The organism is Paenibacillus sp. BAC0078 (assembly GCF_054483875.1).
In genome coordinates, this window is sequence record NZ_JBTLRW010000006.1 from 45806 (window position 1) to 69169 (window position 23364).

General features: G+C 52.8%; 24 protein-coding genes, 1 pseudogene and 1 riboswitch. Of the genes and pseudogenes, 20 read left to right on the forward strand and 5 right to left on the reverse strand.

All coding sequences use genetic code 11. The features are described from left to right. The first annotated feature begins 63 nt into the window (after positions 1–63). From ACX1DY_RS13260 to ACX1DY_RS13300, 9 genes and pseudogenes are all read left to right on the forward strand, one after another. The gene (locus tag ACX1DY_RS13260) at positions 64–2088 is read left to right on the forward strand and encodes a beta-galactosidase (protein ID WP_458964672.1); all 2025 of its coding nucleotides are present in this window, start codon (positions 64–66) and stop codon (positions 2086–2088) included. A gap of 78 nt (positions 2089–2166) precedes the next feature. Continuing rightward, positions 2167–2273, forward strand: a riboswitch (guanidine-I (ykkC/yxkD leader). Between the two features lie 61 nt (positions 2274–2334). After that, complete coding sequence (locus ACX1DY_RS13265; protein WP_458964673.1) at positions 2335–2679, forward strand: DMT family transporter; 345 nt, start codon at positions 2335–2337, stop codon at positions 2677–2679. A 1-nt stretch (position 2680) separates the two neighbouring features. Beyond that, complete coding sequence (locus tag ACX1DY_RS13270; protein WP_458964674.1) at positions 2681–2995, forward strand: DMT family transporter; 315 nt, start codon at positions 2681–2683, stop codon at positions 2993–2995. A gap of 71 nt (positions 2996–3066) precedes the next feature. Beyond that, positions 3067–3741 carry a response regulator transcription factor gene (locus ACX1DY_RS13275; RefSeq protein WP_458964675.1) on the forward strand — a complete coding sequence of 225 codons (675 nt, stop codon included), beginning with the start codon at positions 3067–3069 and terminating at the stop codon, positions 3739–3741. Beyond that, on the forward strand, positions 3729–4934 hold the full coding sequence (locus tag ACX1DY_RS13280) for a HAMP domain-containing sensor histidine kinase (protein ID WP_458964676.1): 1206 nt from the start codon (positions 3729–3731) through the stop codon (positions 4932–4934). Before ACX1DY_RS13275 ends, ACX1DY_RS13280 begins: the two co-directional genes overlap by 13 nt. Before the next feature lie 92 nt (positions 4935–5026). Further along, positions 5027–5701: pseudogene (locus tag ACX1DY_RS13285) on the forward strand (ATP-binding cassette domain-containing protein); the annotation flags it as partial. 56 nt (positions 5702–5757) lie between these two features. Then, on the forward strand, positions 5758–6831 hold the full coding sequence (locus ACX1DY_RS13290) for a hypothetical protein (RefSeq protein ID WP_458964677.1): 1074 nt from the start codon (positions 5758–5760) through the stop codon (positions 6829–6831). Continuing rightward, positions 6828–7508, forward strand: coding sequence for a hypothetical protein (locus tag ACX1DY_RS13295; protein WP_458964678.1), 681 nt, complete (start codon positions 6828–6830; stop codon positions 7506–7508). Before ACX1DY_RS13290 ends, ACX1DY_RS13295 begins: the two co-directional genes overlap by 4 nt. Before the next feature lie 100 nt (positions 7509–7608). Further along, complete coding sequence (locus tag ACX1DY_RS13300; RefSeq protein ID WP_458964679.1) at positions 7609–8472, forward strand: aldo/keto reductase; 864 nt, start codon at positions 7609–7611, stop codon at positions 8470–8472. Positions 8473–8517: 45 nt separating this feature from the next. On the opposite strand, the gene ACX1DY_RS13305 is transcribed toward ACX1DY_RS13300, so the two are convergent. After that, a complete protein-coding gene (locus ACX1DY_RS13305; RefSeq protein ID WP_458964680.1) occupies positions 8518–8784 on the reverse strand; it encodes a hypothetical protein in 267 nt (88 codons plus the stop codon). A gap of 180 nt (positions 8785–8964) precedes the next feature. On the opposite strand from ACX1DY_RS13305, the gene ACX1DY_RS13310 reads away from it, so the two are divergent. Next, positions 8965–10308: a GH1 family beta-glucosidase gene (locus ACX1DY_RS13310; protein ID WP_458964681.1), complete on the forward strand. Its 1344-nt coding sequence runs from the start codon at positions 8965–8967 to the stop codon at positions 10306–10308. A gap of 66 nt (positions 10309–10374) precedes the next feature. Here the strand turns inward: ACX1DY_RS13310 and ACX1DY_RS13315 are convergent, their stop codons facing one another. Both ACX1DY_RS13315 and ACX1DY_RS13320 read right to left on the reverse strand, forming a co-directional pair. Next, the gene (locus tag ACX1DY_RS13315) at positions 10375–11262 is read right to left on the reverse strand and encodes an anti-sigma factor (protein WP_458964682.1); all 888 of its coding nucleotides are present in this window, start codon (positions 11260–11262) and stop codon (positions 10375–10377) included. Next, the gene (locus ACX1DY_RS13320) at positions 11234–11845 is read right to left on the reverse strand and encodes an RNA polymerase sigma factor (protein WP_458964683.1); all 612 of its coding nucleotides are present in this window, start codon (positions 11843–11845) and stop codon (positions 11234–11236) included. The genes ACX1DY_RS13315 and ACX1DY_RS13320 overlap by 29 nt, the downstream gene beginning before the upstream one ends. 173 nt (positions 11846–12018) lie before the next feature. Here ACX1DY_RS13320 and ACX1DY_RS13325 point away from each other — a divergent pair, with 173 nt between their 5' ends. The 3 genes from ACX1DY_RS13325 to ACX1DY_RS13335 are packed head-to-tail and all read left to right on the forward strand — an operon-like array spanning position 12019 to position 15256. Further along, the gene (locus ACX1DY_RS13325) at positions 12019–13188 is read left to right on the forward strand and encodes a COG1470 family protein (protein ID WP_458964684.1); all 1170 of its coding nucleotides are present in this window, start codon (positions 12019–12021) and stop codon (positions 13186–13188) included. An 8-nt stretch (positions 13189–13196) separates the two neighbouring features. Beyond that, complete coding sequence (locus tag ACX1DY_RS13330) at positions 13197–14183, forward strand: ABC transporter ATP-binding protein (protein ID WP_458964685.1); 987 nt, start codon at positions 13197–13199, stop codon at positions 14181–14183. Continuing rightward, the gene (locus ACX1DY_RS13335; protein ID WP_458964686.1) at positions 14180–15256 is read left to right on the forward strand and encodes an ABC transporter permease; all 1077 of its coding nucleotides are present in this window, start codon (positions 14180–14182) and stop codon (positions 15254–15256) included. The genes ACX1DY_RS13330 and ACX1DY_RS13335 overlap by 4 nt, the downstream gene beginning before the upstream one ends. A 152-nt stretch (positions 15257–15408) precedes the next feature. Here ACX1DY_RS13335 and ACX1DY_RS13340 read toward each other — a convergent pair whose 3' ends face one another. Further along, positions 15409–16482, reverse strand: coding sequence for a M42 family metallopeptidase (locus tag ACX1DY_RS13340; protein WP_458964687.1), 1074 nt, complete (start codon positions 16480–16482; stop codon positions 15409–15411). A 169-nt stretch (positions 16483–16651) separates the two neighbouring features. On the opposite strand from ACX1DY_RS13340, the gene ACX1DY_RS13345 reads away from it, so the two are divergent. The 5 genes from ACX1DY_RS13345 (at position 16652) to ACX1DY_RS13365 (ending at position 20506) form a co-directional block, all read left to right on the forward strand. Further along, positions 16652–16801, forward strand: coding sequence for a hypothetical protein (locus tag ACX1DY_RS13345; RefSeq protein ID WP_458964688.1), 150 nt, complete (start codon positions 16652–16654; stop codon positions 16799–16801). Positions 16802–16986: 185 nt separating this feature from the next. Continuing rightward, positions 16987–17436, forward strand: coding sequence for a stage V sporulation protein AC (spoVAC, locus tag ACX1DY_RS13350; protein ID WP_442950119.1), 450 nt, complete (start codon positions 16987–16989; stop codon positions 17434–17436). A gap of 3 nt (positions 17437–17439) precedes the next feature. Then, a complete protein-coding gene (spoVAD, locus tag ACX1DY_RS13355; RefSeq protein WP_458964689.1) occupies positions 17440–18474 on the forward strand; it encodes a stage V sporulation protein AD in 1035 nt (344 codons plus the stop codon). Continuing rightward, positions 18471–18821, forward strand: coding sequence for a stage V sporulation protein AE (gene spoVAE, locus ACX1DY_RS13360; protein WP_458964690.1), 351 nt, complete (start codon positions 18471–18473; stop codon positions 18819–18821). The genes spoVAD and spoVAE overlap by 4 nt, the downstream gene beginning before the upstream one ends. A 215-nt stretch (positions 18822–19036) precedes the next feature. Next, on the forward strand, positions 19037–20506 hold the full coding sequence (locus ACX1DY_RS13365) for a methyl-accepting chemotaxis protein (RefSeq protein WP_458964691.1): 1470 nt from the start codon (positions 19037–19039) through the stop codon (positions 20504–20506). Between the two features lie 42 nt (positions 20507–20548). Here ACX1DY_RS13365 and ACX1DY_RS13370 read toward each other — a convergent pair whose 3' ends face one another. Continuing rightward, a complete protein-coding gene (locus tag ACX1DY_RS13370) occupies positions 20549–21574 on the reverse strand; it encodes an alpha/beta fold hydrolase (protein ID WP_458964692.1) in 1026 nt (341 codons plus the stop codon). Positions 21575–21664: 90 nt separating this feature from the next. Between ACX1DY_RS13370 and ACX1DY_RS13375 the strand changes: the two genes are divergently transcribed. Together ACX1DY_RS13375 and ACX1DY_RS13380 are read left to right on the forward strand one after the other, a co-directional pair. After that, a complete protein-coding gene (locus tag ACX1DY_RS13375; protein ID WP_458964693.1) occupies positions 21665–22264 on the forward strand; it encodes a TetR/AcrR family transcriptional regulator in 600 nt (199 codons plus the stop codon). Between the two features lie 142 nt (positions 22265–22406). Next, entirely contained in the window at positions 22407–23363 is a 957-nt protein-coding gene (locus ACX1DY_RS13380) for an AAA family ATPase (protein ID WP_458964694.1), read from the forward strand. Position 23364: the final 1 nt, after the last annotated feature.

Genomic DNA, 23364 nt, shown 5'->3' on the forward strand with positions numbered 1-23364 from the left:
ATTGCCCTGAGTGAGTGAGTAGAACAATGACAAGAGAAACAGTGAGGGAGGAAAAGGAAAAAAATGACTACACTTCGCTACGGCGTAGCTTATTACGACGAATATATGCCTTACGAGAGGCTGGACGAGGATATCACCATGATGAAGGCGGCGGGCATCAATACAGTCCGCATTGCCGAATCGACCTGGAGCACGCATGAGCCGCAGAACGGCGTATTCGACTTCACCTCTGTTGACCGGGTGCTGGATGCGATGCATGCTGCAGGGATTGCGGTAATCGTCGGAACACCGACTTATGCCGTTCCCACCTGGATGGTCAAGGAGCACCCGGATGTTCTGGCCGTAACGCCAAAAGGGCCGGGGAAATACGGCGCTCGCCAGATCATGGATATTACGAACCCCACCTACCTGTTCCATGCGGAGCGGATTATCCGCAAGCTGATCGGCCGGGTCTGCAAGCATCCGGCGGTGATCGGCTATCAGACGGACAATGAGACCAAGCATTACGACACGGCCGGAGCTAATGTGCAGCTTCTGTTCGTCAAATATATGCGGGAGACCTTCGGAACGCTGGAGGAGATTAACCGCCGCTTTGGGCTGGATTACTGGAGCAACCGGATCAATAGCTGGGAAGACTTCCCTTCGGTAGTGGGCACCATTAACGGTAGCCTGGGGGCGGAGTTCGCCCGTTTCCAGCGTAAACTGGTGACGGATTTTCTTGCCTGGCAGGTCGCACTGGTGAACGAGTACAAGCAGCCGGGACAGTTCGTTACGCAGAACTTTGATTTTGAATGGCGCGGGCATTCGTTTGGGGTGCAGCCGTCTGTGGACCACTTTGCCGCAGCCCGAGCTTTTGACATTGCCGGAGTGGACATTTACCATCCTTCACAGCATGAGCTGACCGGAACGGAAATCGCCTTCGGCGGCGATATGACCCGCTCCCTGAAGCGCAGCAACTATCTGGTACTGGAGACACAGGCGCAGGCATTTCCTAACTGGACACCTTATCCGGGCCAACTGCGGCTGCAGGCCTTCAGCCATCTCGCTTCCGGTGCGAACATGGTCGCCTACTGGCATTGGCACTCCATCCACAATTCGATTGAGACGTATTGGAAAGGGCTGCTGAGCCATGATTTCCAGCCAAATCCGGTGTATAACGAAGCGATCACCATTGGCCGGGATTTTGCGCGCTTAAGCGGGCAGCTTTATGGTCTGCGCAAGCCGAACAAGGTGGCGGTGATGGTGAGCAACGAAGCTCTGACAGCAATGGAGTGGTTCAAGCTGCCAGACGGGCGGAGCTATAATGATGTCGTGCGCTGGATGTATGATGGACTGTACCGGATGAACGTTGAATGTGACTTTATTCAGCCGGGTTATCCCGGTCTGTCGGAGTATGACCTGATCGTCGTTCCGGCGCTGTATGCGGTTACCGATGAAGCCCTGGAGGGGCTGAACGAATATGTAAGACAAGGCGGACATGCCGTGTACACCTTCAAAAGCGGATTCGCAGACGAAGTCATCAAGGTGCGTACGACCGTTCAGCCGGGCATCATCAGCGCGGCCTGCGGCATCGGCTACAGCGTGTTCGTGACGCCGCATGAGGTGCGGCTGAAGAGTGAGAACGCGGCGATTAGCGCGAAAGACAATAAAGTGGAGTCGTGGATGGAGCTGATCACGCCGACGACGGCGGAGGTGCTCCTCCGTTACGATCACCCGCACTGGGGCGAGTATGCCGCAGTAACGCGGAACCGTTACGGGAAAGGGAGTGCGACCTATATCGGCTGCATGACGAGCAGCGAAATGGCGGAGAGCATTCTGAAGGCGGCTGTGCAGGAGGCCGGATTATGGGGAGCCGACCAGGAGCTGGATTTTCCGCTGATCGTCAAAACAGGCGTGAATCAGCAGAACCAGACGGTGCGTTACTACTTCAACTACTCTGACGCGCCGCAATCCCTTGTGTATCCGCATGGCCCTGCGAGAGAGCTGTTATCGGGACGGACAGTCGCGCCGAGAGAGGAGCTTGAACTATCGCCTTGGGGCTTTGTGATTCTGGAAGAGCATGCAGCAGCACAGGGTGCTGATGAATAAGCTTCAGATGTGCCCAACCCACAAAAGGGTTGCCTTTCGCTACAGAATTTGCTAACATATGATGTAACATTATAGTTGTTTTAAGTTTTCTAGGGTTCCGCAGCACTTTCAGGCTGGCAGGTCCGAGGGAAAACGCACGGAGTTAATATTCCGTGTCTACACGGAGGGATAAAAGCCCGGGAGGTATCGTCGTTAGACGATGGCCTTCCGGGCTTATTTGTTTGCACAAGAGGAGGAGATTTGCAGATGAAGAACAATAGTACATGGGTGACAATCGCAGGGGCCGCCTGCCTGGAGGTTGTGTGGGTAACCGGATTGAAGCATGCGTCCGCTCCCTGGGAGTGGATCATCACGGGGCTGGCGCTTGTAATCAGCTTCTACACCATAGTCGTTGCCAGCTCCAAGCTGCCTGTAGGTACGGTATATTCGGTATTTGTTGGACTAGGCACTGCCGGTACTGTCCTTGTGGATATGCTGTGGTTCGGTGAACCGTTCAAGCTGATTAAGCTGGCGCTTATATTCGTGCTCCTGGCTGGGGTCATTGGCCTCAAGCTTATTACCGGAGATTCCCGGATGAAGGAGGTGTCATAACATGGTTTGGCTAATGCTGATTGCCGCAGGCTGCTTCGAGATGCTCGGGGTGGCTATGCTTGGCAAGCTCCATAAGGAGCGCGGCTGGAAGACCTTTTGCCTGTTCCTGCTCGGCTTTGGAGGCAGTCTGTTCCTGCTGTCACAGGCCATGAACAGTCTGCCGATGGGGACAGCTTATGCGGTATGGACGGGAATCGGCGCTTCCGGAGGAGCGGTGCTCGGCATGGTGCTGTATGGAGAAGGGCGCGGCATACGGCGGATTATCTGCATCGTAATGATTCTCGGATCGGCTGTGGGCCTCAAGATATTAGGGTGAACCTCTATGAGAGTTGATCAATAGTTGATAAATGTGCTATATCCTTTATGGGATATGGAGGTGCTTGCGAAGTGAGCAATCGGATATTAATCGTTGACGACGAACAGGATATCATCAGCTTATTGAAGGATCATTTTGAATACGATGGCTATGAGGTGCTTTCCGCCGGGAGCGGCGAGGAAGCCATTCAACAAGCAGAGCAGCAGCCGGACGTTATTCTGCTTGATATTAATATGCCGGGGATGGATGGCTTTCAGGTTTGTGACCGGATACGCAATTTTGTTGCCTGCCCGATTATTTTCTTGACGGCGCGGATTGAGGATGCAGATAAGGTGCTTGGCTTCGGGCTTGGCGCAGACGATTATGTGATCAAACCATTTTCTCTCGATGAGCTTAGCGCAAGGGTTGCCGCCCACATCCGGCGCGACCAAAGAGGGCTGACCAGAATAAAAGCCAAATTCGAAGATGACTTAGCCATTAATTACGCTGCAAAGGAAATCAGCTATAAGAATGTTCCTATTTTACTGGCAAAAAAAGAAATTGAGATTGTGGAATTGCTGTCCCTAAACCGTGGACAAATCTTCGATAAAGAAAGAATTTACGAAAAGCTCTGGGGGTACGATAGTCCGGGGGATGCGTCCGTGGTAGCCGAGCATATCCGAAAAATCAGAGCAAAAATGGCGGCGGCGGGTGCTAAATCGCATATTGAGACCGTCTGGGGGGTCGGATACAAGTGGGTAAAGTGAAAAAATGGCTGAACGACCTCTCTATCCGCAAAAGTTTTGCGCTGTATATGCTATTTTTTATGCTGCTGGCCACTGTGCTTGGCGGGCTTGCTTTGAAAACCGTTGATATCGCCACAGAGAAAATTCGATCTTCCTACTTTACAGGACAAAGTGAACGCTACTATTTAACGACGGAGGAGGGTAAACGGCTTGGGGATGGTGCCGAAATCATTGAGAAGCCTGTAGAACCCAATTACTCTGCACAAGATAAGCGCAAGCTATTTGCCTTAGGCGCGCTTCAAGAAGTGGTTAGTCCTCTCGCCTATTTACTGTGCATCGGAGCGGCTGCCATGCTTTTTTATCGCAATAAATTGCGTCCTCCGCTGTCAGTATTACATACAGCCTCACAAAAAATCACCGCTAACGATCTGGACTTTTCAGTGGAATATAGCAGTAAGGATGAGATGGGGAGGCTCTGTGCCTCCTTTGAGAAAATGCGGGGTGTGCTCGAAAAGAACAATCGGGAGCTGTGGCGGTCAGTGGAGGAGAGAAAAAGGCTTAACGCCGCTTTTACCCACGATTTGCGTACCCCGCTGACGGTATTGCGCGGATATGCCGAGTTTCTGTCAAGCCACCTGGAAGAAGATAAATTGCCAAAGGAAAAAGTAATGTCCACTATTCACACGATGGGCAATCAGATCGGACGTCTGGAGTCATACGTACAAAATGTAAATGGCATACAAAAATTAGAAGAAATCGAACCCCATCCGCAAAAGATTGCTCTCTCCGGGGTGCTGCAAGCTTTTAGGGAAACTGCGGACATCGTGCGGGGGGAGAAGCTGGTGTGCTTTACACCTTTGCAGCAAGCCGCTGAAATGATTGCAGTAGACCTGGATTTAGTATTGCAGGTATTTGAGAACCTCATGTCCAATGCGGCCCGCTACGCTGACAATCGGATTGATATTGCCGTTATTGCGGATGACAAGGCGCTTACAATTACGGTTGCCGATGATGGGCGCGGATTTAGTAGGGAAGACATCCACAAGGCCGCCGATCCCTTTTACCGTGCTGACGATAGAAAGGATGCACAGCATTTTGGGCTGGGTCTGTATATTTGTAAAATCATTTGTGAAAAACATCAAGGCCAGCTGCTCTTGTCAAACGGCCCCGCTGGAGGGGCAAGCATTGGCGCAACCTTTCATGCCAGTACTTGATAAAAAGTTGAACAATAATGAGTACCATATCCTTAAGGGGAGATGGTGCTTTTTATTTTCCCCTCCAAGATAAGGGAGGATGTAAAGTGACGATACAGGTTGCACATTTAACACAGCAATTCGGCAAGGATACGGTTGCGCTCAAGGATGTCTCTTTATCTATTGACAAAGGGATTTTCGGTTTGTTAGGCCGCAACGGTTCGGGCAAAACAACCTTAATGCGCATATTAACCACACTGCTTGAACCGACAAAGGGCAGCGTTCATGTTCTGGGTATGGAGAGCAATCGCTTAAATGCTATGGAAATTAAAAGGAATATTGGTTATCTGCCGCAGGAATTTGGCTTCTATAAGGAATTTACCGTATGGGAAATCATGCAGTATATCTGCATTATGCGCGGAATCACGAAAGATCAGCAGAAGCGGCTTATCACAGAGGTGCTCGAAAAGGTAAATATGCTGGAGGATAAAAAGAAAAAATACCGTCAGTTGTCTGGCGGGATGAAACGCAGGGTGGGCCTCGCGCAGGCCATGCTTGGAAATCCTCCTATCCTGATTGTGGACGAGCCTACGGCTGGCGTTGATCCAGAGGAAAGAATCCGAATCCGCAAGCTGTTAAGCAAGTACAGCAGGAGCAACACCGTTTTATTCTCTACACACATCATTGAGGATATTGAGTATACCTGCAATAAGCTTGCCATTTTGGAGCAGGGCAGTTTGCTGTTTGGCGGCACGTTAGCTGAATTATTGGCGATGACACCCGGAAATGAAGCCACACTCGAAGCTGCCTATGTATTTATGACGGCAAAAGGGAGAGTGGCGGAGTGAAAGGACTCAGATTGACGGCCTTTGAGGTTAACCACCAACTGCGAAGCATTACATTCATTGCCCTGCTGTGTCTATTTACAATCTTTGTTGCTGATCAAATGAAGGAAGTTTTTCATTATCCTGTACATAACGCTAAGGACATTGAAGTGCTGCAAAAAAGCGGTGCACATGAATATTTGTTCGTTCCGGCTTCGGAGGCTGAATTAAAGTCTGCAACCATACAATACCTTCAGGACAATATAGACACCAGCAGCATTCCTGCGGAGAGAGTGAACGATGCCAGACATGTGATCGGGTTATTGCAGAACAAAACCTTTGATGAGGTGTATACAGCCATGCATGAGGACGAATGGATTAGCGGTTGGCTTCGTGCCGGCAAAAATCAGTTCAGCCAGAAAATAGGCAGCATTGCGGAGGTCAACCAGAACCTGCAAAGGGCTGTAGGAACAACGGGATACGGACCGCAGCTATACGAAAAATATGTTACCTATATGCAAATATGTGCGGCAATGCTGATGTTTCCTCTCTTCTTGCTTTTGTTCACCAGGGATTCAAGGCATAATATGTCCGAAATGATATATTCACAGCCCATATCCTCTGCAAAATATATTTTATCCCGGTATCTAGGGACGCTGCTTTCTCTGCTGCTCTACCTCTATGGGTTCGGAATGGTTCTGAACCTGATTAGCACAGCCCGGTTTGCCTATGCCGGATGGGATATGGGGTACACGTTCTTTTTTAAGGATTTCGTTGTTTATCTATTGCCGACAGTAGTCTTTCTGAGCGCATTTATTATGCTCCTTATGCTGCTGTTCAAAAAAGCCATCGCTGTGTTCCCGGTCTATATTGCCTACGTTCTTTATAATGCAACACCGGGGGTGTTTGAGGGCGGGAGCAGCTTCGGTATGTTGTTCAGAGCGATTATCCGGCTTGATAATCAGACTGTAAGCTTACAGGAGGTCATGCTGAATCGGTGCATCTATCTCTTGTTGTCAGCGGTGATGATTGTTGCAGCCTGCAAGCTGTATGCACGCATGAACAACAGCTTGAGTAAGGGGGTAACCCTATGAGATATAATCTGAAGCTCCTGTTTTCTCCAATCAAATGGCTGATCTGTCTGCTGTTTGTTGCCATTCTTCCTGTTCTCATGTACGCGCCGACTTATTTCGATTTTACCAATATCAGCACCCTGTATATGCCCTTTGTGGGGGTCGTTCTGTTCACGGATATCGTGATGATAGATAAGAGCAGCAGCTTTGGGGAAATTGCTTATCTGTCCAACCGGAAGCCTGTACGAACATTTTTGCAGAGATACTGCATTATGGCTGTTCTGCTGCTGGTATTCGTATTGCTTGCGAGCGGAATGTTCAGGCTGTCTCAGCTAATCCATAATGATTTTGCTCCAGAGCCGATTTCTTTGCTGGAATATGTGCTGTTTGCCTGCGGCAGCAGCCTGATGCTCGGAACGCTGTCCATGAGTATTGCTAATGTATTGAGTAATCCCTATGCCGGTTATGGCGCTGCCTTGCTCTATTGGCTGTATTGGAATATAAATTTTGAGAAGCAAGCCCTGCTTAACCTGTTCCCTTTTATCGCCAATCCGGCATCCTACGAAAAAATCCTGACGGCAGAATACCTGCAGGTTGCTGGGCTCTTGATTCTTAACGGCCTGCTTGCCAAGAAAAGCCCGTTTTTCTTAACAAACAAGGTCCAAAGACTTGGGAATAAGCGATCACAATTAAATTAAAAAAATGGACACTTGTACGATGTTTCGGAGGGAGCAACATGGTAAGTATATATGGTAGGTATATTAAGTTACCCAATCCAGTAGAAGGAGACTTTCGCCAATGAATGCCAATATATCTGATGCTACCCGCTTGCCGGATGGAACCTCTGTGCCGAGACTCGGGCAGGGCACCTGGAATATGGGTGACAGCGCTGCCAGCCGGACCGAAGAAATTGCCGCGCTAAGATTGGGTGTGGAATTAGGATTGCAACTGATTGATACCGCCGAAATGTATGGAGAAGGGCGCTCCGAGGAGCTGGTTGGTGAAGCCATCCGGGGAATCCGCGACGACGTGTTCCTGGTCTCCAAGGTATATCCGCATAATGCGGGAAAAGAACGGCTCGCCCGCAGCTGTGAAGCAAGCCTGAAGCGGCTGGGTACGGATCACCTGGATCTCTACCTGCTGCACTGGCGGGGGAACGTTCCCCTTGAAGAGACAGTAGAAGGCATGGAGCAACTGGTAGCCTCCGGTAAAATCGCCCGCTGGGGCGTATCCAATCTGGATACGGAGGATATGCGGGAGCTGATGCGCATCCCTGGCGGTGACCGTTGTACTACGAATCAGGTTCTCTATCACCTGGGCTCAAGAGGCATTGAGCATGAGCTGCTCCCATGGCAGCGCAGCCACAACATTCCTGTTATGGCCTATTCCCCGCTGGCACAGGCGGGCACGCTCCGTAAAGGACTTGCCGAGAATGAAGCGGTACAGGAGATTGCCCGGGATCATGGAGTTACTCCGCTGCAGGTCATGCTGGCCTGGAGTATCCGTGAAGGCAATATGATCGCCATTCCCAAAGCCTCCACCCGCCAGCATGTCGCCGAGAACGCGGCCGCCGCGAAGATCCGGCTTAGCAACGAGGAATGCTGGAAGCTCGATGACGCTTTTCCGCAGCCGGCCTGGAAGGTGCCGCTGGATATGCTTTGAGGTTGGTTTGGTTAGAAGGGGCTGTCCCGTCGTGGGGGCGGCCCTTTATTTTGGTCCGGCGCGGCCAGAAATGCCGTAAACAACGGCATTTCTGCCGTTGTTGGGCGTGCCACGGCCGGAAAGTGCATAAACAACGGCATTTCTGCCGTTGTTGGGAGTGCCGAGGCCGGAAAGTGCATAGACAACGGCATATCTGCCGTTGTTGGGCGTGCTATGGCCGGGAAGTGAGTAAACAACGGCATTTTTGCCGTTGTTAGGCGTGCTATGGCCGGGAAGTGAGTAAACAACGGCATTTCTGCCGTTGTTGGCCATGTTTACAATGTTAGTTTTGGTTTGTTATAAAAACTAAATATAGGATAACAAAATAAGTGTTCAAGACCCTGCTTGCAATTTATAATATAGTAAGTGTTACATAACATATTTGAGGTTTCCAGGAGCAGTGGAAGCACTCTGATTCATGCTAACAAGAATAACAGGAGGTTTTATTGTTTTATGACTAAGATTCAATTTCCGCAGGATTTCACCTGGGGGGCCGCCACAGCCGCCTATCAAATCGAAGGTGCTTACCAGGAGGACGGACGCGGGCTGTCGATTTGGGATACCTTTTCCCGCATTCCGGGCAAGGTTGTAAACGCCGACAATGGCGATACCGCTTGCGACAGCTATCACCGCTACCCTGAAGACATTGTGCTGATGAAAGAGCTTGGCATCAAGGCATACCGGTTCTCCATTGCCTGGCCGCGTATTTTTCCGCAGGGCACCGGCGAGGTGAACCCGAAGGGTCTGGCGTATTATGAGGATTTTATTAATATGCTGCTGGAGAACGGCATTGAGCCTGTCTGCACGCTCTACCATTGGGATTTGCCGCAGGCGCTGGAGGATCAGGGAGGCTGGAGCAACCGCAGCACCATTGACGCTTTTGAAGGATATTGTGAGACGGTATTCAGAGCCTTTCATGGCAAAATCAAACAGTGGTACACGATAAATGAGCCTTGGTGCGCGTCATTTCTCTCCTACTACTACGGCGAGCATGCCCCGGGTAAAACAGATCTGCAGACTGCTCTCGACGTAGCTCATCACCTGATGTTGGCTCACGGCAGAGCGGTCAGAAAATTCAGGGAGCTGGGGTTTGAGGGCGTAATCGGCTATGCGCCAAATGTTACCTGGATGGAGCCCTACAGCACCCGCCAGGAGGATATCGAAGCCTGCAGACGGCAGACCGGCTGGTTCCTGGAATGGTTCATGGACCCGGTATTCAAAGGCGAGTACCCGTCCTTCCTGGTGGACTGGTTCGAGGCCGCCGGAGCGAAGCTGCATATAGAGGAAGGCGACATGGAGCTGATCAGCGAGCCGATTGATATTCTGGGCATCAACTATTATAACGGGACTGTGGCCCGCCATGATAGCGAAGCCGGATTGATGCAGCTCAGCACAGTGGATGTGGGGTACGAGCACACGGACATTGGCTGGCCGATCTACCCGCAGGGCTTTTACACTGTTCTCAGCCGCATTCATGAATTGTACGGAGATATCCCGATTTATATTACGGAGAATGGCGCTTGCTATAATGACGGGCCGGTGGATGGTGTGGTGGCAGACCAGAGGCGGATTGATTATATCCATAAGCATCTGATCCAACTGGAGCGCTGCATCGCTTCGGGCATTCCGGTCAAGGGCTATTATTCCTGGTCGTTGATGGATAATTTCGAATGGGCTTTTGGCTACACCATGCGTTTCGGCCTGATTCATGTGGATTATACTACGCTGGCAAGAACGAAGAAGATCAGCTTTTATTGGTATCAGGATACGATTAAGAACAACGGCATTCATATTTAAAAAGAAGCAGGGACTTCACCTCGGTTTGAGGCTGAGGTCCCTTTGTGTATAGCGGGCCAGTCCAGGCTACCTTTTGCCAAGGTGAACCCAGACCGCGTCCGGGGAGGTTGGGCTGGGACTGCCGCCCATTGGTTCCACGGTCAGGGCAATGTTGTCCGCTTCCCCGAGGTGGCCGCCCTTTACGTACAGATGGCCCTTCGTGTCCTCAATCTGCACCAGCCCCAGCGTATTCCTGCTGCCGCCCTTCACTGCCCAGGCCTGAATCGAGCGATTGTCGCCCAGCGCAACATTCTCGATTAGCACAAACAACTCCTGGGAGCTGCCGTTGTACCATACATTGCCGGAGAACTGATCTGTTTGGCTCCGGTCCAGCGGATAGGCCACTGTCTCCGGCCTGCTGAGCACCGCCATCGCCTGAGGCTCATAGCTGCTTATATAGCGGTTCTGTTCGGAGCTTCCGTGCTGCTCCGTTCCGTACAGGCCGAGCAGCAGCAGCACGGCCGCGCCGCAGAGAGCAGCGGCTGCTGCGCCGCGCCGGTAAGCGGGGCGCAGTTCCGCAAGTCTGCGCCGCCATCCCGTCCGGCGGACGCGGCGTCTTAATTTCCGCCGCACAGCGTCCGGCGGAAAGAGGGAGGGAGCCGGTGCATTCTGAACGGCTGCTGCTCCGCTATAGTCTGCGCCGGTGTCCCCGTTTCCTTCGGCAGCTTCGAAATGTACCGCTGGCTCCTCCGCTGCGGCAGGAAATGGTGCCGTGAGCAGCGGCACCCAGATATCATATATTCCACGGCATGCGGAGCACTCTGCCAGATGCTGGCGCATGTCCTCCCGTTTGCTGCCCTGAATGGCATTTCCGATCCAATCAATCCATTCCTCTTCGCTGAAATGGCGGGAGGGTACACGGGAGCTGCCGCCGTTGAAGTGAAATTCAGGATTTTCGTTTCTGTAACGGTTCATTGCGTGTGTCTCCTTCCGGCTGCTCCATCCAGCCCTGCTTGATGAACTGCTTGCGCATATTGGCGACGCCGTATTTGATCCATGATTTGACTGTGCCGAGCGGAACGCTCCAGGAGTCCGCCAGCTCCTGATGCGTATGTGCGGCATAATAGGAGCCGAGAATGGCTTTCTTCTGGTTGTCGGGAAGACGCTGCATTGCGCTTCCCAGCGCCTCGCTTTGCAGTCTGCGCACAACCGGGTCCTCCTGCGGCGGACCGCTCTCGTCCCGGCGCAGGGCATCGGGATCGGCCAGAGGTTCTATCCGCGCCTTGCGCCGCAGCCTGTCGATGCAGCGGCTGCGGGTCATTACCGCAAGCCAGGCCTTGATCGTGCCGCGTGAAGGATCATAGGCTCTGCCCTTGCGCAGCACCTCCAAAAAGATATCCTGGCAAATATCCTCCGCCTCCATTAAGTCCTGTGTCTGCCGATAGGCGATCTGCATGACGAAAGGCGCATAGCAGCCATAAAATTCATCAAACGCGGCTGTAGAGCCTTCACACATTTGCACCAGCGCTTCGGCCATCGCCTCGTTATGAGGGTCCATCGCTGTTCTTCCTCCCTTACAACTTCCTCGGTCCGTTTCCTATGTTCACTGTCTTCTTTGTACCACTAAAATTATTCTTTTTAAACCCCCGGAAAAATTTATTTCGCAAGGTAAATCCAACGTCTGATTTCGTTCGTATCCTTTACGGATCAATACCGAAGGAGGAATGATTTATGCTGAAAAGATGCGGTAAACCGCTGGCGGCACTGCTGATCCTGCTGCTGTCCGGCCTGGTCTGGAGTTCGAATACAGGTCTGCCGAAGGCAGCGGCGGCGGGAGCGGTGGAGCTGTACACCCCTTATGTTGAATTGTCCGCGGCGCCGGGAGAGTCTGTGTCCTATCCGGTGGATGTGATCAATCATGGTTCGTCAACGGCTAAGGTGGGACTTTCCTTTGATGCAGGCGGGAACTTCTGGAAGTATGAGCTGACGGCCGGAGGACGCCAGGTGCAGCAGCTCGCCGTTAAAGGCGGGGATACGCAAAGTGTCACACTGCAGCTTCAGGTTCCTTTGGAAATCAATAAGGGAAGCTATACTTTTGCCGTAACAGCACCCGGACAGGATTCCTTGCAGCTCAAGGTTAACGTATCCGAGCAGGGGACCTTCAAGACAGAGCTGGCTGTAGATCAGGCCAATATGGAGGGCCATTCTGATACTACCTTTACGTATAGCGCGGTTCTGCGAAATCATACAGCCCAAAAGCAGTCCTACGCGCTTGCCGCACAGGCCGCCGACGGCTGGGATGTACGGATCAAGGCGGACGGCAACAGCGTCACCTCTGTGGAGCTTGATGCGGGAGCGGAGAAAAATATCAGCATCGAAGCCAAACCGCCGGAGCAGGTAAAAGCGGGAACCTATAAAATTCCGGTTACGGCCACAAGCGGCTCGACCAGCACAAAAGCTGAGCTCGAAGCGGTAGTTACCGGAACCTACGGAATTCAGCTCAGCACCTCCGACAATCTGCTGAGTACGGATATCAAGGCGGGCGGGGAACGGCGGATTAATCTGGTGGTTACGAATACAGGCAGCGCGCCGCTTGAGGATGTATCGCTTACCTCACAGGGTACGCCGACAGGCTGGGAGGTATCCTTCGACCCCTCTTCCATCCGCAAGATTGAACCTGGGGCGACGGCAACAACCCAGGCAGTCATCAAATCCAGCGGAAATTCACTGCCGGGGGACTATGTAGTCAGCCTCAGTGCAGGGTCTGCAGCCAAATCAGCGACAGCCGATCTGCGGGTTACGGTGAAAAGCTCCGTCTTCTGGGGCTGGATCGGCGTGCTGATCATTGCCGCCGTCATTGGCGGCATCTACTACCTGTTCCGCAAATTCGGAAGACGGTGAAGCCTATTATGGATACGAACATCGAACCGGTAATTGAACTCAGCGGTCTGACGAAGCAGTATGGAACATTTACGGCAGTGGACGGCTTAAGTCTTGCGATCCGCAAGGGAGAGGTCTTCGGGCTGCTCGGGCCGAACGGGGCGGGCAAAACCACCACCATTCTGATGATGCTGGGGCTGACAGAGCCGACTTCGGGCAGCGCGCGCATTTGCGGCTACGATCCGGCGCGGTCGGCGCTGCAGGTCAAACGCCGGGTGGGCTATATGCCGGATGATATCGGATTCTATGAGGACCGCACGGGACTGGACAATCTGGTCTATACGGCCCGGCTCAACGGGATTGCTGCAGATGAGGCGGCACAAAGTGCAAAGAGGCTGCTGGAAAAGGTAGGTCTGGCCGGAAGCGCCCGTGCCAAGGTGGGCACCTATTCCCGGGGAATGCGCCAGCGGCTGGGTCTGGCCGATGTGCTGATTAAGAACCCCGAGGTCATCATTCTGGATGAGCCGACCTTGGGCATTGACCCGGAAGGGGTCCGGGAGCTGCTGGTTCTAATATCCGATCTGAGCCGCAACGAGGGGATTACCGTCCTGCTATCCTCCCATCAGCTGCAGCAGGTGCAGCAAATCTGCGACCGGGTGGGGCTGTTTGTTCAAGGCAGACTGATTGCATGCGGAGATATCGCCACCCTGTCCAGGGAACTGAATCAGGAGCTGCGGTTCGAGGTGGAGCTGGCTGTGCAGCCCTGGAGCGATGAGCTGGCGGGCCGTCTTCAAGACATTGAAGGCGTGCTGCGGCTGGAAACGGAGAATTGGAGCAAGGAGAACGCGCCGGCGGGCAGCGTGCTTGCCACCTTGACCTGCGACCGGAACCTGACCTCTGCCATTGCCTTTGAGGCGGTGCAGAGCGGTGCGGAGCTGCATTATATTTCCCGCAAAGAATTCGGGCTGGATGAAATCTACCACCGCTACTTCGAGAAGAAGGAGGAAGGAGCATGACCGTAAAAGCGCAAAACGCCGCCGCTCCGCTGCGGACGGGCTGGACCAGACTGCGCGCATTTCTTCAGGGCGGCGGCGAAGCGCCATCCGCTGCCCGGAGCAAGCGGGACAGCAGCAGCGGCTCCGCATTCTGGGTTATGGTGCAAAAGGAGCTTGGGGATCATATCCGCAGCTGGCGTTTCTCGATCCTGATCGGCATTATCGTGCTGGCCTGTATCGGCTCCATTTACTCCTCCATCAGCTCCATCAAGAGCGGAGGACAGCAGGAGCAGGGCAGCACGGCCTTTTTATTCCTGAAAATGTTCACCTTGTCCAGCAGCACACTGTCCATTCCGACCTTCACTACATTTTTATCCTGGCTGGGTCCGCTGATCGGTATTTCGCTGGGCTTCGATGCGGTGAATTCAGAGCGGAACAAAGGCACTCTTGGGCGGCTGCTGTCACAGCCCATTTACCGGGATGACTTTCTCAAAGCCAAATTCACCGCTTCGCTTCTGCTGATTGCCGTCGTGGTCTTTTCTTTGGGCCTGCTCGTTACGGGGCTTGGCCTCCTGACCATCGGCTATCCGCCGACTCCCGAGGAATTCTGGCGTATTTTGTTCTTCCTGATCATCGCCATTGTCTATATCGGCTTCTGGCTCAACCTTTCGATTTTGTTCTCCATCCGGTTCCGCCAGGCGGCCACCTCCGCTTTGTCGGGAATCGCCGTCTGGCTGTTCCTGACCCTGTTCTATAGCATGATCATTAATCTGATCGACAGCGCCACGGCAGTCTCCGAGATGGCTACGGTCAGCGAGCAGCTCCGCCATGCCCATTTCATTCTGGCCCTTAACCGGCTGTCGCCGACCGAGCTGTTCTCGGAGACGATTACCACTCTGCTGTCGCCGGGTGTCCGCGCTCTCGGTCCGCTGACGATGGATCAGCTAGTGGGGGCAATTTCAAGCCCGCTCTCGCTCGGGCAGAGTGTGCTGCTCGTATGGCCGGAGCTTACCGGCCTCCTTGCCGCGACGGTTCTCTGCTTCGGCTTGTCCTATTATCTGTTTATGCGCCAGGAGATCCGTTCGCGGAACTGATGGCATGCCCGGAGCTTCAAATACAATAAAAAACGGGTGGACCGGGAATTATATTCCTGATCCGCCCGTTTTTAGATTTTCATATTGGGTCTAGTCGTAACTGTCCTCTCGCCCTGAACCACAAAGACTCCGTCCTAAGCTACAGCTTTGTACTAGCTATTCTCCAGTATCGTCTGCAGTGTGGTGCGGTCCAGCCCTTCCACCAGCTTGATCAGCAGCTCCTTGGCAGCAGCATAATCATCGCTGTGGATGATGGAGGTGGCTGTATGAATGTAGCGCGAGCAGATGCCGATCACTGCGGACGGCACGCCGATTCCGCTGACATGCACCGCTGCGGCATCCGTCCCGCCCTGGGAGACAAAATACTGATATTTGATCTTGTGGGTCTCCGCCGTATCTTGCACATATTCGATCAGTCCCCGGTGAGTGATCATCGTCGGGTCGAAGATGCGCAGCAGAGCACCCTGGCCGAGCTGGCCGAAGGCCTGGCGGTCACCGGTCATGTCGGCAGCGGCACTGGCATCAAGGCCGAAGAAAATATCCGGCTGCAGCAGATTTGCCGATGTCTTCGCGCCGCGTGTTCCTACTTCTTCCTGTACGGTAGCACCGGCGAAGACGGTGTTCGGCAATTTTTTACCGTGCAGCGCCTTGACCAGCTCAATCGCGAGTCCAACGCCGTAGCGGTTGTCCCAGGCTTTGGCCATAATCTTCTTCGGATTGGCCAGCGGGGTGAACGGGCAGATCGGCACAATCTGCTGCCCCGGAGCTACTCCGAAGCTCTGGGCCTCTTCACGGCTGTCCGCACCGATGTCAATGTACATTTTGCGGATGTCGCTTGGCTGCTTCCGCTCATCGTCGCTCATCAGATGGATGGGTGTGCTGCCGACAACGCCGGTGAGCGTTCCCTTTGGCGTGATGATCTGCAGCCGTTGCGAGGCAACCGCCGCTCCAAGCCAGCCGCCCAGCGGCTGAAAGCGGATCATGCCGGTATCGGTAATGCCGGTAACCATGAACCCTACTTCATCAAAATGTCCGGCTACCATGATCTTGGGGCCATTCTCCTCACCACGCAGCACGCCGAACAGGCTGCCAAGGCGGTCTTGTACGAATTCATCGGTGTATGGGGCCAAGGCATCCTTGAAGTATCCACGCAATTCGCGCTCGAAGCCAGGGGCTGCGGGAAATTCAGTCAATGTTTTGAACAGGTCGAGTGTTTCTGGATTCATTTACATATCTCTCCTTTACTAACAACTAGTATGAACATTGTCGCCCTACTTGTCCATGATTCCGGGGCAAAATGAACACTGGGCACTACCTCTGCGAATACTATGCAATAGTGGCCCTGCAGGCAGGGGCCCTGGAAAGGAAGCGAAGCGAATGAGGGGAGCAGGAAGCATGCCCAAGACGGGAATACACGGCTTCTCCAGAAGTGTGCATGTCCGCAGAATGCAGAGATACCGCCGCCGGTACAGCCGGGAGCAGGAAGCTGTGCTTATTATCGTTCTGTTCATGCTGCTGATCTTTGTACTGCTGTATTTTTCCTGAGCTGGGGAAGACATAACGCGGCGGCATACGGCAAACAATAAGGATAACTTTTAACAAAGTAACTCCGAAAGGGAAACAATCTGTGCTGAAGCATAGGGTTGAGGCCCTTTCCCATCCTGCTCAGGAGGTGTTCTTGTTTGCCGTCAAAAACTAAAAAGTCGGGTGTCAAGCTGCGGCTTGACACCTTGACCCCGAAGGATTATGAAGATTTGTCCAAGCCTTACGTCCCTTCCCGTCCTGTATTCAAGAACTGTGTCCGGGCTTTTCTGTCGGGCGGTCTGATCTGTGTGATCGGACAAGGTGTTCAGGAGGCCTTTATGGCGATATTTAATATGACCTCCAAACAAGCTGCAAGCCCGACGGTTGCGGTGATGATCCTGATTTCCGTGATCCTGACCAGCTTTGGCGTATACGACAAAATCGCTCAATGGTGCGGTGCAGGCACTGCGGTTCCCGTTACGGGCTTTGCCAACAGCATGTGCTCCGCAGCGCTCGAACACCGCGCGGAAGGTCTGGTGCTCGGAGTCGGCGGGAATATGTTCAAGCTGGCCGGCTCAGTTATTGTGTTTGGGGTGGTTGCTGCTTTTGTCGTTGGCGTTGTGTCTGCCATCATGGGCTGGGGAGGTGCGCATTAAATTATGAAGCAGCTTGGCAGCCAGACCTGGGAGTTCACTACCCGCCCTGTTATCCTCGGATCATCTGCGGTTGTAGGACCGGAGGAGGGGGAAGGTCCCCTGACATCTGATTTTGATTTTATTTACGATACATTGAAAATGGATGAGAAGACGTGGGAGAAGGCTGAGCGCGCTCTTTTCGAAAAGGCCGCGAAGCTGGCGCTGATCAATGCGGCGGTGGAGGAGGAGAATCTGGAGTTCTTCGTCGGCGGTGATTTGATGAACCAGATTATCAGCAGCTCCTTTGCCGCCAGACAATTGGGTGTGCCTTATCTAGGGGTATTCGGGGCCTGCTCCACTTCGATGGAAAGCCTCGCCATCGCTTCGATGATCGTGGATTCCGGCGGCAGCAAATATGTGCTTGCGGGAACGTCCAGCCATAACTGTACGGTAGAGAAGCAGTTTCGGTATCCAACCGAATATGGCTCCCAGAAGCCTCCAACCGCCCAATATACCGTGACCGGCTCGGGATGCGCCGTCGTTGGCCGTAATGACGGCTCCTCAAAGGGGCCGCATGTTATCATGGCGACAATGGGCCGGATTATGGACCTGGGGCTCAAGGACCCTTTTAACATGGGGGCTGCAATGGCCCCGGCGGCTGCGGATACCATAACCGCACATTTCCGCGATACGGGCTTATCCCCCGGATATTACGATTTAATAGTAACCGGAGACCTTGCTTCTGTGGGCCTGCCGATTGCCAAGGAATTGTTAGCCAAGGAAGGCATTCCGATGGAGCAGACGACGTTCCATGACTGCGGCCTGCTGATCTATGATCTTAACAAGCAGAAATACGTAATTGCCGGAGGGAGCGGCTGCGGCTGTTCTGCGACGGTGACTTACGGGCATATCCTCAAGCGTATGAAGAAGGGCGAGCTGAACCGGGTGCTGGTTGTCGCCACCGGAGCCTTGCTGTCACCCTTATCTTACCAGCAGGGGGAGACCATTCCGTGCGTGGCTCACGCTGTGGCCCTGGAGATGGGAGGTGATGGGGCATGATCTATTTATGGGCCTTTCTGGTTGGGGGCGCCATATGTGTCATCGGCCAGCTGATGTTTGATGTGCTGGCGCTGACACCCGCCCATACCATGAGTACGCTTGTAGTGCTGGGGGCAATTGCCGACGCTTTCGGGCTGTATGATCCGCTGGTGAAATTTGCCGGCGCCGGCGCCAGCATCCCGATTACGAGCTTCGGGAATTCCCTGGTGCACGGAGCGCTGACCGAGCTGCAGCGTGACGGCTGGGTTGGAGTAGTTACTGGGATTTTTGACGTGACCAGTGCAGGGATTTCGTCCGCTATTGTGTTCTCGTTCCTGGCAGCACTCGTCGTACGTCCCAAGGGCTAGGAACATTCAACAACTTATTTTGTTACCTGAGAAGGCCGCCGGCAGGCGGCTTTTTTTGCAATATAGGCTTTTTTCAGAGGACAGCGCAGCCGTTTCTACTGCATAAATAGGCTCATGGGAGAAATAAACATAATTATTGTTAAAAACCTGTCGAATAATGACGATATAGAAGTGAGAAAATAGGTTTCATATACTATGACGGGGGAAGTGCAACAGTGCAAAATCAAAGACTGACAGAGATTATTTGGATGAGAAACAAGATTATTATCAGCGTCTTCTGGGTTGTGACCGCGATTGGCGTAATACTGGCATTTCAAGAACCGGAGCTGTGGACGACAAGTGCGTTTTCGGTCCCTCTTAGTGTTGTTTTGACTGTGCTTAACCTGAAGAAAAAGGGAATCCGCGTCATTCCGTGGGTGTTCACCGGCATTCTTACATTATTGTCGGTCTATTTGAACTTGGAGACTGTTAGTCTTCCGGTAGCGATCCTGCTCTGCTCGATGCTGCTCTTTTATCCGAGCTATGAGTATTTTGCGATTGCGGCTGGTGCGAATGCGATCAATATATTCATTCAGCTTCAAATGGGGCATTCGGGGACCGGTGCTGCTTCAACCTTATTGGACTATGTAGATTTCCTGGTCGTATTTGTTATGATCAGCGCCGTATTGCTGGGTGTATCTTTCTTGAACCGTAAATTGTTTCTTCAGAGTGAGCAGCAGCGCGATAAGGTGGAGGCTTCCGGCGAGCAGGTTGAGTATCTTTTGGGCCGTGTAAAAACGGCAGTGGACGGCCTGTATGCTTTTACGGGCAATTTCAAAGAAGAAGTAGAGATGGTAGAAGCCATCACAAGCGAAGTAGTCATCGGCTTCCAAGAGGTATCCAAAGGCATCGAATACCAGGCAAGCAGCATTTCGGACATTACGGAGTCTATCTCGGTATCGGATCAGCACATCCGGGACGTGGCGGGCTATTCGCAGGAGATGAAACAGTTGTCTGCGGAAACGGCAGGGGCCAGCGAAGAGGGAAGCGGGAACATCTCCATGCTGACGGTGCAATTTGCCGAGCTGCAGGAAGTGATGGACAGCACCTCGCAGCAGATGCAGGAGTTCTCTAAGCGCAGTCTTGATATGCATGAGATGCTGGAGGGAATCACACAAATCTCGCGGCAGACCAATCTGCTGGCATTGAATGCTTCTATTGAAGCGGCCCGCGCTGGAGAGCATGGCAGAGGGTTTGCCGTCGTAGCGGGAGAGGTCCGCAAGCTTGCCGAGAGCTCCGGGCAGACGGCTGACTCGATCAGCGAAGTGCTGGCCAGCTTACAGCAAGAGACAGAAAAGATCATTGCGCAGTTTGAACACAGCCGTGACATTCTTCAGATCGGCACCGAATCCGTGCAAAATACTGAGAAAATGTTCAAGTCCATCCAGTCCAATGCCCACAAGGTGCTGGCGCAGGCCGGGGATGTGGAGCAAAGCTCATCGGGCATGAAGCATTTCTCCGAGAAGATCGTTACCGAAATTACGGAATTCTCCAGTGTCACCGAGCAATCCAGCGCCGCAACGGAAGAGATTCTGGCAGGTGTGGAGGAGCAGCGCAATATGACCCATCATATGGTGGAGAGCTTCAAGCAGCTTGAAAGCTTGATTGTTAGTCTGAACGAGCTTGTCTCTGAGGAAACAAAATAAGCGCACCTGAGAAAACTCCAGATGCGCCGGATGCTGCTTGTATTAAGGCTGTACTAATGTGCGGATGGTCTTAATCACCAGTTCCGGCTCATCATGAATAATATAATGGCCGCTTTTCTCCGCGACAATCAGCTCGCTGTTGCTTGAAATCTTAAGCATCTCCCTTTGACCGGCCTGCCAGATAGCCTCTATCTTCCTGCCGCTTTCAGAGGAGATACCGGAAGCAGGATAGTCTGGAGCCATTCCGCGGGCAATAATTTTTACCGGAAGGTCGCCTAAATTTTGACCGCGGATGGCATCCTCCGTCGATGAGGCGAGCTTCCCTTCCTCTTCCTTGGCCTTGAAGAAGCTTGGTTTCGCAATGACATTGATAAACTCTTCCCGGTCTTCCTTAGCCACACTCCCTTCCAGCAGCTGGTTGCGGAACAGCCTTAATGCGCCTGAGCTCTTCATCAGGCTCAGCAGAGCTGCGGGCGGATTGCCGCTGAAATGCTCCTGCTCCAGAATTTTCTTCGTGTCCCGTTCATCATTTTCCGGCCTCGCATCAATCAGAACAAGTCCGCTCACCTCATCGGGGTAGGTTTGTGCGAACAATCGGACGTACATTCCGCCTAGGGAATGACCTACTAACAGATAGGGGCCTTTTATTCCCTCATGATTAAGTGCATCATGCAGCTCTTTCACGATATTGCTTCCCGTTCTTTCCCGAGTGGCTGCCTCGCTCCAGGCATAACCTGCCCGGTCATAGCTGACTACCGTGGCGAATTTGGCCAGCTCCTGCGGGATATCACGCCAGGACAGGCTTGTCTCCCCGCTGCCCGCTTCAAGAATAATGGTGGGCGAACCGTAACCGGCCTGATTGATATGGAGCCGGTAACCGCCCACATCCACCAGTTTACCGGGCGGCGGATAATCCTGAGCGGCTTGCTTGGAGGCAATCCATTCATAGCAGAAGCCGGAAGTGAGAATGAGGACGATTGCGCCCAGCAGGGTGAGCAGTGTTCTTTTAATCCTTCTTTTTAAGGGGGAAGCTTGTTTTCTTGGCACTTCTGGGTTAGGTGCATTCATTGTTGTCTAATCTCCTTTTTTAGTACATTGTATTATAAAAATCATTATAGCACGTTGTATTAAAAAAATAAAATCAGGTATAATAGAAACATGCCAAAAATCGTAGATCATGATAAACAGAGACTTATCGTCGCCGAAGCCGCACTGCGGATCATTCAGGAATCCGGTCTTGAACAGGCCACTGTCCGCAATATCGCCAAGGAGACCGGGCTGTCTGTCGGCTCCATGCGCCATTATTTCAGCTCGCAGGTGGAGCTGTTTGCCTTCTGTATGAATCTGTATGTGGAGCGTATAGAGCAGCGGGTTCAGGAATTGACCTTTGAGGGGCCTTTGCTTCAGGATTTGAAGAACGCTTTATTGCAGTTTTTGCCGGTTAATGAGGACAGAATCAAAGAAATGGAGGTTTGGTTTTCCTTTAACGCCAAAGCGTTAATCCATCCGGAGCTGCAGCAGCTATCAAGTGAAATGCAAAAGAAGCTATACAAGGCCTCACGGGATGTTGTTCAGACACTGATCGACAGCGGCCTGGCCAGACCGGGAATGAAGGCGGAGCTGGAAGCGGAGAAGCTGTATGCCTTGGTAGACGGACTTGCTTACCATCAGCTTATGCAGCCGGGCCGGCTCTCTCCGGAGCAGCTTGAAGAGATCGTTGAGCAGCATTTAGGCACATTGTGCCACAAGTCCGAATGAATCGGGGGAAAAGCCATTTATGGCTTTTTTTGCTTTTTAATAGTTTCAGAGGAAGTTGACTTCCATAATAATGTACTTTGGGGTCCCTGATCATGTAAAATATAATTATTCTGCTTATTCTGACATAGGAGGTTCACCCTATATGCCCGTACGTCAAGAATCCATGCAAATTATGAACGCTGTCCGCAATAATCTTGAATCCTGCATCCTAGGTAAAACATTTGAAATAGAGCTGCTCCTTACCGCTCTCCTTGCCGGCGGCCATGTCCTGATCGAGGATGTGCCGGGGACGGGCAAAACCCAGCTGATACGGGCGCTGTCAAGATCCATGTCCGGGGAATACCGCCGGATTCAGTGTAATCCCGATATTCTCCCAAGCGATATTACCGGTGTATCCGTCTATCATCCGCGCGATGAAATGTTTCATTTCCGCCCGGGTCCGGTCATGACGAATATTCTGCTTGCCGATGAGATTAACCGGGCCACAACCAAAACGCAGTCTGCGCTGCTGGAGGTCATGGAGGAGCGGAATGTAACGGTGGATGGTGAGACGTATCCGCTTCCGCATCCGTTTATGCTCTGCGCGACGCAGAATCCGATTGATTTCGAGGGCACCTATACGCTGCCCGAAGCCCAGCTTGACCGCTTCATGCTGCGGATCAGCCTTGGCTATCCGGATAGCGAAACCGAGAAGAATCTGCTGCTGAGCCATCAGGAGGGCCAGCCGGTGGACAGGCTGTCTCCGGTAACGGGCATGGACCAGATTGCTTCCATTCAGGAGGAAATCCGCTCAGTCTATATCAGCGATCCCGTCCTGAACTATTTGCTGGATGTTGTGCGCCAGACCCGGGAGCATCCGCTGGTGCTGCTCGGGGCAAGTCCGCGTGCGTCCTTGTCGTTCATGATGGCCTGTAAAGCGTATGCGTTCCTGCAGGAGCGTGATTATGTGCTGCCCGATGATGTGAAGATTCTGACACCCTATGCCCTGGGGCACCGCATTCTGCTGCGGCCGGAGTCGCGTCTGGACAACGTCAGTGTGGATTCGCTGCTGCAGAAGCTTCTGCAGGGTATTCATGTGCCAGTCACGATGAGGCAATAGC